The organism is Flavobacterium aurantiibacter (genome assembly GCF_002251775.1).
In the GTDB taxonomy this organism is placed as follows: domain Bacteria; phylum Bacteroidota; class Bacteroidia; order Flavobacteriales; family Flavobacteriaceae; genus Flavobacterium; species Flavobacterium aurantiibacter.
Genome location: NZ_NOXX01000114.1, coordinates 1 through 6,149, shown reverse-complemented (window position 1 = coordinate 6,149; position 6,149 = coordinate 1). Strand labels below are relative to the sequence as shown.

Genomic DNA, 6,149 nt, shown 5'->3' with positions numbered 1-6,149 from the left:
CCGCCCGCCCCCATCGAGGCGAAGTTTTGAAAAAAAATCGACATACGAGTACGGGTTTTCCTCATATTTTATCTTTAGAACTAAATGCGAAAATTGTTGTTCTTTTTATCAGTATCCTCATCATTCATCACCGCGACCGCGATATGCGCGAATAGCTACGATTTTACCTTGTGCATCGAAATCTAGTACATCGATAACATGCAGGACTTCGGAATCGTTAACCGTTATTATTAGCTCGGCGGCGATGCTGTTGCTGCGTTCATAAGTATGAAGCACCTCGATTTGCAAGGATCTTGCCGCTTCGAAGTTTTTTTGTGTTTCGTTTAAAGCCGCAGCTTTACCAACGACGCGCAAATTCCAATCGCGCAGAACAATTTGTTCGGCAAATAACTCGGACACAGCAGTTAAGTTTTTGTCTTGGTAAGATTGCAAATACAGCAAGCAGATTTCGGTATGGTTTAACATCAGCATTTCAATTTGTATGCAAGTTGAAAAAAATTGTTGATTTTCTTGATTTTTGAACAACGATACGCCGATAACGATTGCCTTAGCCGCGATTGCAACGGAAAGCCCGTAAAGCAAAAAAGCCCCGTATTTGCAGTAGGGAAGGGCGACAACAGAAGCCCGAACCCGCTGCTAAAATACGGGCTTTTTTGCTGCGGACTTGCAGTGGAAAGCGCGAATAGCTTCAAAAAAATCGCGTACTTTAGCTCTGCAAAAAATTAAGCTATGAAAATTGCAATAGTGTGCTATCCGACCTTTGGTGGCAGCGGCGTGGTGGCTACAGAATTGGGACTCGAATTGGCGCGCAGAGGTCACGAAGTGCACTTTATTACCTACCGACAGCCGGTTCGTTTGGCCTTGCTGGAAACAAATGTGCACTATCATGAGGTGAATGTTCCGGAATACCCGCTCTTTCATTACCAGCCGTATGAATTGGCTCTATCGAGTAAATTGGTCGATATGGTCAAGTTGTACAACATCGAAATTTTACACGTACACTACGCCATTCCGCACGCTTATGCCGGTTATATGGCTAAACAAATGCTCAAAAAAGAAGGTATTCGGATTCCGATGGTAACAACTTTGCACGGAACTGATATTACCTTAGTGGGCAATCACCCTTTTTATAAACCCGCAGTTAGTTTTAGTATCAATAAATCGGATTACGTTACTTCGGTTTCGGAAAGTTTGAAAAATGCAACGTACGAACTGTTCAAGATAAAAAAGAAAATTCACGTGATACCGAACTTTATTGAGTTGAAAAATGCGGGCGATTTGGTTTTGAACCCTTGTAAACGTTCGGCAATGGCGTTGAAGTCGGAACGGATTATCACGCACATAAGTAACTTCCGAAAGGTTAAACGAATTCCGGATGTGATTGCCGTTTTTAACTTGATTCAACAACGCATACCTGCGAAACTGATGATGGTTGGCGACGGTCCGGAAAAGGTTAAAGCCGAGCAATTATGCGAACAATTGGGCATTCAGGATCGGGTGATTTTCTTCGGAAACAGCAACGAAATTGACCGTATTTTAAGCTACACCGATTTGTTTTTGTTGCCCTCGGAAACCGAAAGTTTTGGTCTGGCGGCTTTAGAAGCTATGGCGTGGCGTGTTCCGGTAATTAGCAGTAATTCTGGCGGTTTGCCCGAAGTTAACTTTGACGGCGTTTCGGGTTACTTAAGTGATGTAGGCGACGTGCAAGAGATGGTCGAAAACGGCGTCCGCATTTTGGAAGACGATGCCGTGTTGGAAGCGTTTAAAGAACGTGCTTTCGAAAATGCGAAAAAATTTGACATCTCGGCAATAATGCCGCTTTATGAACGTATTTATGAAAAGGCACTAAAAAAACAAAAATGAAAAAGGTTATTGTTGTCACGCTGGCGTTTCTAGCGTTGGCTTGCGGATCGGGAAAAGACAAATCGGCTAAAGCGCCCTTATTCACCATTCTGAAGCAAGCAGGTACAGGTGGCGCACAGATTGAATTTTACGAAATTATAAACGACGGAAAAGAATTTGAATTGCTGAAAAACGATCCGGAGTTAAAACGAAAAATCAATAAAAGCAATATTGATCAAAGTACTTTTGTGGTGCTGAGTGCGGGCGAAAAGCCTACTGGCGGCTACGGAATTACAGTAACAGATGTGAAGGAAACCAACACCGAAATTGAAGTGTACGTTCAAAAAACTAAGCCCGACCCCAACTCCTTTGTAACGATGGCAATTACGTATCCGATTTGTATCGTACAAATAAATAGTAAGAAACCTCTGGTTTTTAAAGAAGTGGAGTAGGGAAGGATATGTCATAAAAAAAGTCGGCCTAAGCCGACTTTTTTAGAATCTATATCGAATAGAAAGTGCTAAATCCGGTCCGAAATCATCGTCTCTGAATTCGTCTCCGAAATATATTTCTGGTCTGAAATCAAGTGCTAATTGTAGCGGAATGTCGAAGTTATATTCAATTCCGATGTCACCTGCGGCAAGTAAAAACGTTCCGTCTTCATCATTAAATCCTGGACCGCGATCGGCGCTATAGCTACCAATACCTCCACCCACTCCGGCGTACCAATTAAAACCGCCTTCGATGTTCCATACCCATTGATACAAACCAACTAATTTGAATGCATCGTAGTCGTCGTTATTTCTAAAACCTAAGTCTAACTCCAAGCGGTTGTTATCTCCTAATCCGCGTTGGTACGATATTTCACCACCAAATCCGTCGTTATCTCCTAAACGCAAACCTAGTGCGTTTTTAGATATGTCTTGAGCTTGAGTGGCGAATGCAGTTCCTACAATTAGGGCAGTCGTTAAAAAAATGTTCTTCATAATATTCTGTTTTTGATAAGACAAATCACCGTATTTTTAACAGTTTTTCTATTACAGGAATACTAAAAAAGCTTACAAAACTTTACTCTACTTGATGCGCGATTAATTTCTCGGTTTGTGTTTGGCTGAATGTTTGCGGAATCGGAAGCTCAATTCCAATACCTGAAAAATCTTCTATTTCATACGCAACATTTGTAGTAGCGTAAACCATACCAATATTATTTGCAAAATAAACAGTCGATACAACTACGTCTTGAGGCTGCAAAACGGGAATCGATGTGGGCGGAGCTCCTGGATTAATCTCCAACGAAGCGGCGACACCTAGATTCAATTTTAGTACAACCGATTTCACATTACTTTAGCTTTCTCCACCAGGAACGGTGTACGAGGCTAATGTTTCTCCCTGAGTGGCTGTTAAATTATAGGTAACCGTTACAGGAAATCCGGAAATTGTTTGGGAAAATGAACCATTTTTAGAACCTACGACTGTTCCACTGCTTGCAGCGCTGTCGAAAACCGGTAAATCAACTATATCAACATCTACTGGTAATTCAGCAGATAAGCTTAATCCTGTGGTTCCGGTAAGCAATAATTTACTGCCACTTTTACGTAGTGAATTTCCATTCATAATGCCCGTAAAAAAACCAAATGGCAATTCGGTTGCAAGATAATTAGCGGCAAATTTTTTGTACACGTTCGCATTAATTGTCGTGTCTTTTTCAATGTAAAGCGAATCAGTTCCAACAACGGCGTTATCAGCACTTACTTCGTATTTCCAATAATTGTCTACGGTAAGCGGCAAATAGTTGTCGTTGCTCGGATTGTTACTGCTGTCGTTGTTATTGTCTGATCCGCAGCTGCTAACTACCGCAGCGAGAGCAAACAAACTCAAAATTGTGTTTTTCATTTGTGTAAGATTAGATGTGCTAATAACGCAAATCTAACTTATTTCTTATTGAAAATGAGCGAGGCAACAAGTTTTGGCTCTAGTGCTTCTTCCATTTCGAATAAATTTTCTTGAGGAAGTTCGAACTGTTCGGAGTATTTAAAGAGTTTCCAACGCTTTTTATGGTATTCGAGTGCCGTTAAATTTTCGATCCAATCACCTGAATTTAAATAGGTCGTAGCGCCTGTCTTGTTCATTTTGGTTATGATCTTCGGTTCGTGAATGTGTCCGCAAATTACATAGTCGTACTTGTTTTCAATTGCTAATTCGGTCGCAGCATTTTCGAAATCGGATATAAAACTTACTGCTTTTTTTACGCTCGCTTTTATCTTTTTCGAGAACGAATACGGCTCCTTTCCGAGTCGTTTGAGTACCCAATTGATGAATCGATTCATCAAAATCAGGTAATCATAACCGTAACCGCCGAGCTTCGCAATCCATTTGGCATGATTAACCGACGCATCGAAAACATCACCGTGAAAAAACCAAGCTTTCTTTCCGTCAAGATCCAACACCAATTTATCGGCGATAGTAAAATATCCCACTTGTGCATCACTGAATTTTCGAAGCATCTCGTCGTGGTTTCCCGTCAGGTAATACACTTCCGTACCTTTCGACGCAAAATCAATGATTTTTTTTATAACTTTTAAATGATATTTTGGAAAATACGATTTTCGAAATTGCCAAATGTCGACAATATCGCCATTGAGAATCAGTTTTTTAGGTTTGATGGATTGCAGATACGTAAACAATTCTCGAGCGTGGCAACCGTAAGTTCCTAAGTGCACATCGGAAATTACCACCAAATCAATCTGACGCTTTTTCACAAAATTCGTTTTTGCAAATGAAGCATTCACATATTAGCACATCCGCCGATTCATATTAAATCTCAGCGCTTTAATTTTACGATTGCGTAAGTTAAATGTTAAGAACTTTTCCCACAGTAGTTTTCACGATCAATTTCTTCTAAATCGACGTCCCACCTCGGTGCTGTAATCCAAATTTCTTCAATTCAGGTACTGTACTGCGAGCCCCATGGTTTCCCGACATTTATTGCAACAAATCGTTCGTAAACAATTCTTGTTCTAGAATAATCGTATGCTCTAACTTACTTTCTACCAACCAATTCAAAAAAGCTGTTACCCGTTCGGGCTTCATAAATCCACAACTTTGCTCATCTCCAAAATAACCAACCGTTCGTGCGAGCGATTCCCGTAAATCGATGTACTGTAAATCGTACGGCACTACGTACTTTCTCAAAATTTCAATGGCTTGTTCCGGCTGCGCTTTCGCCAACAAAAATCCCTTTTTCGTTGCTTTTACAAAGTTGCTAAAACTCTCATGATCTTGCTCAATTTGCTCTTTTTTAGCCAAAACTACAGGCGAATAACCGTATGGAATTCCATAATCGGCCATTCGAAATTTGTTGATCGCTACATCTTTTAATTTTACATCAACTCCTTCCCAATTGTCGAAAATCCATGTCGCGTCGGCAGTGCCATTTAAGAGCGAGTTCCAAATTTCTAGCTTGTCGGGATATGAAAAAACAACACTTCCCGTTCCGCCGTCGTTGAAAACCATTTGCTGTACAATCGCATCTTCATAACGCGCATTGTACGACGAGTATACCTTGCCATCGAGATCTTTCGGTGCAGCAATATCCGACGATTGCAACGCAACAATGCAACTCAAATCTTCTTGCAAAATGGCATATACCGCACGCGCATTCACCTTGTTTCCTTTGTTATTCAAACTAATAACGGTTTCAAAAGGCGCAATTGCTAAATCAGCTCTATCCAATTCTAGCTTCTTGCCGGGAGTTAATTGGTAGTTGTCGTCACGCGGACTAACAATCTGAACATCAATCCCTTTATCCGAATAAAATCCCAATTCTTTGGCAATTAAAAATCCAATGTGGTTTACATTCGGTGTCCAATCTAAAGCAAGTTTAAGTGTGGTCATAGCCTCTAATTTATTGCAAGTACAGTTGCGGGAAGATAAAAAGTTTTTCCGATTTCCACCTCAAAAATGATAGGCTTGTTCACCTTTTTTGGGGGTGCCGGCGGTGCTATCGTAGCGCTTCGCAAACGTGTCATCGAACCGCCGTCGCGCTATCCGCTGTATTTTTTTGGCGCACGTTTGGTGGAAGCTCATTTACGCCAAAAAAGATGTCGCTGCTATCGCTCACCCGGGAAAAAATGGAAAAAATGGAAAAGATGGAAAAGATGGAAAAAAGGGAAAATGGAGCACGATGTTTCACAAAGTTTTTCACGATGTACACAATGCTGCCTTGTACAAGCTGCCTTCGACAAGCTCAGGCACCGACCTAAGATACGTGGGTTAAGCTGGGTACATGATTCGTAAAAGGGTGAATT

The 6,149-nt window shown here is 41.1% G+C and carries 8 protein-coding genes; 2 read left to right on the top strand and 6 right to left on the bottom strand.

What is annotated here, in order from left to right:
- Positions 1-120: 120 nt before the first annotated feature.
- Positions 121-465 (bottom strand): nuclear transport factor 2 family protein, encoded by a 345-nt coding sequence (locus CHX27_RS01925; RefSeq protein ID WP_094485083.1) that lies wholly within the window; start codon positions 463-465, stop codon positions 121-123.
- 264 nt (positions 466-729) lie between these two features.
- Here CHX27_RS01925 and bshA point away from each other — a divergent pair, with 264 nt between their 5' ends.
- The gene (gene bshA / locus CHX27_RS01915; RefSeq protein ID WP_094485081.1) at positions 730-1,863 is read left to right on the top strand and encodes an N-acetyl-alpha-D-glucosaminyl L-malate synthase BshA; all 1,134 of its coding nucleotides are present in this window, start codon (positions 730-732) and stop codon (positions 1,861-1,863) included.
- Positions 1,860-2,294, top strand: coding sequence for a protease complex subunit PrcB family protein (locus tag CHX27_RS01910; protein ID WP_094485080.1), 435 nt, complete (start codon positions 1,860-1,862; stop codon positions 2,292-2,294). Before bshA ends, CHX27_RS01910 begins: the two co-directional genes overlap by 4 nt.
- A 42-nt stretch (positions 2,295-2,336) precedes the next feature.
- Here CHX27_RS01910 and CHX27_RS01905 read toward each other — a convergent pair whose 3' ends face one another.
- From CHX27_RS01905 to CHX27_RS01885, 5 genes are all read right to left on the bottom strand, one after another.
- Positions 2,337-2,828 (bottom strand): hypothetical protein, encoded by a 492-nt coding sequence (locus CHX27_RS01905; RefSeq protein WP_094485079.1) that lies wholly within the window; start codon positions 2,826-2,828, stop codon positions 2,337-2,339.
- An 82-nt stretch (positions 2,829-2,910) separates the two neighbouring features.
- Entirely contained in the window at positions 2,911-3,180 is a 270-nt protein-coding gene (locus CHX27_RS01900) for a hypothetical protein (RefSeq protein WP_094485078.1), read from the bottom strand.
- Positions 3,181-3,186: 6 nt separating this feature from the next.
- Entirely contained in the window at positions 3,187-3,735 is a 549-nt protein-coding gene (locus CHX27_RS01895; protein ID WP_094485077.1) for a hypothetical protein, read from the bottom strand.
- A gap of 38 nt (positions 3,736-3,773) precedes the next feature.
- Entirely contained in the window at positions 3,774-4,601 is an 828-nt protein-coding gene (locus tag CHX27_RS01890; RefSeq protein WP_094485084.1) for a UDP-2,3-diacylglucosamine diphosphatase, read from the bottom strand.
- A 223-nt stretch (positions 4,602-4,824) separates the two neighbouring features.
- Positions 4,825-5,736, bottom strand: coding sequence for an ABC transporter substrate-binding protein (locus tag CHX27_RS01885; RefSeq protein ID WP_094485076.1), 912 nt, complete (start codon positions 5,734-5,736; stop codon positions 4,825-4,827).
- Positions 5,737-6,149: the final 413 nt, after the last annotated feature.

Coding starts and splice junctions, on each gene's coding strand:
- CHX27_RS01910 (WP_094485080.1), top strand. CDS start 1,860: ATGAAAAAGGTTATTGTTGTCACGCTGGCGTTTCTAGCGTTGGCTTGC.
- CHX27_RS01895 (WP_094485077.1), bottom strand. CDS start 3,735: ATGAAAAACACAATTTTGAGTTTGTTTGCTCTCGCTGCGGTAGTTAGC.
- CHX27_RS01905 (WP_094485079.1), bottom strand. CDS start 2,828: ATGAAGAACATTTTTTTAACGACTGCCCTAATTGTAGGAACTGCATTC.
- CHX27_RS01925 (WP_094485083.1), bottom strand. CDS start 465: ATGTTAAACCATACCGAAATCTGCTTGCTGTATTTGCAATCTTACCAA.
- CHX27_RS01885 (WP_094485076.1), bottom strand. CDS start 5,736: ATGACCACACTTAAACTTGCTTTAGATTGGACACCGAATGTAAACCAC.
- bshA (WP_094485081.1), top strand. CDS start 730: ATGAAAATTGCAATAGTGTGCTATCCGACCTTTGGTGGCAGCGGCGTG.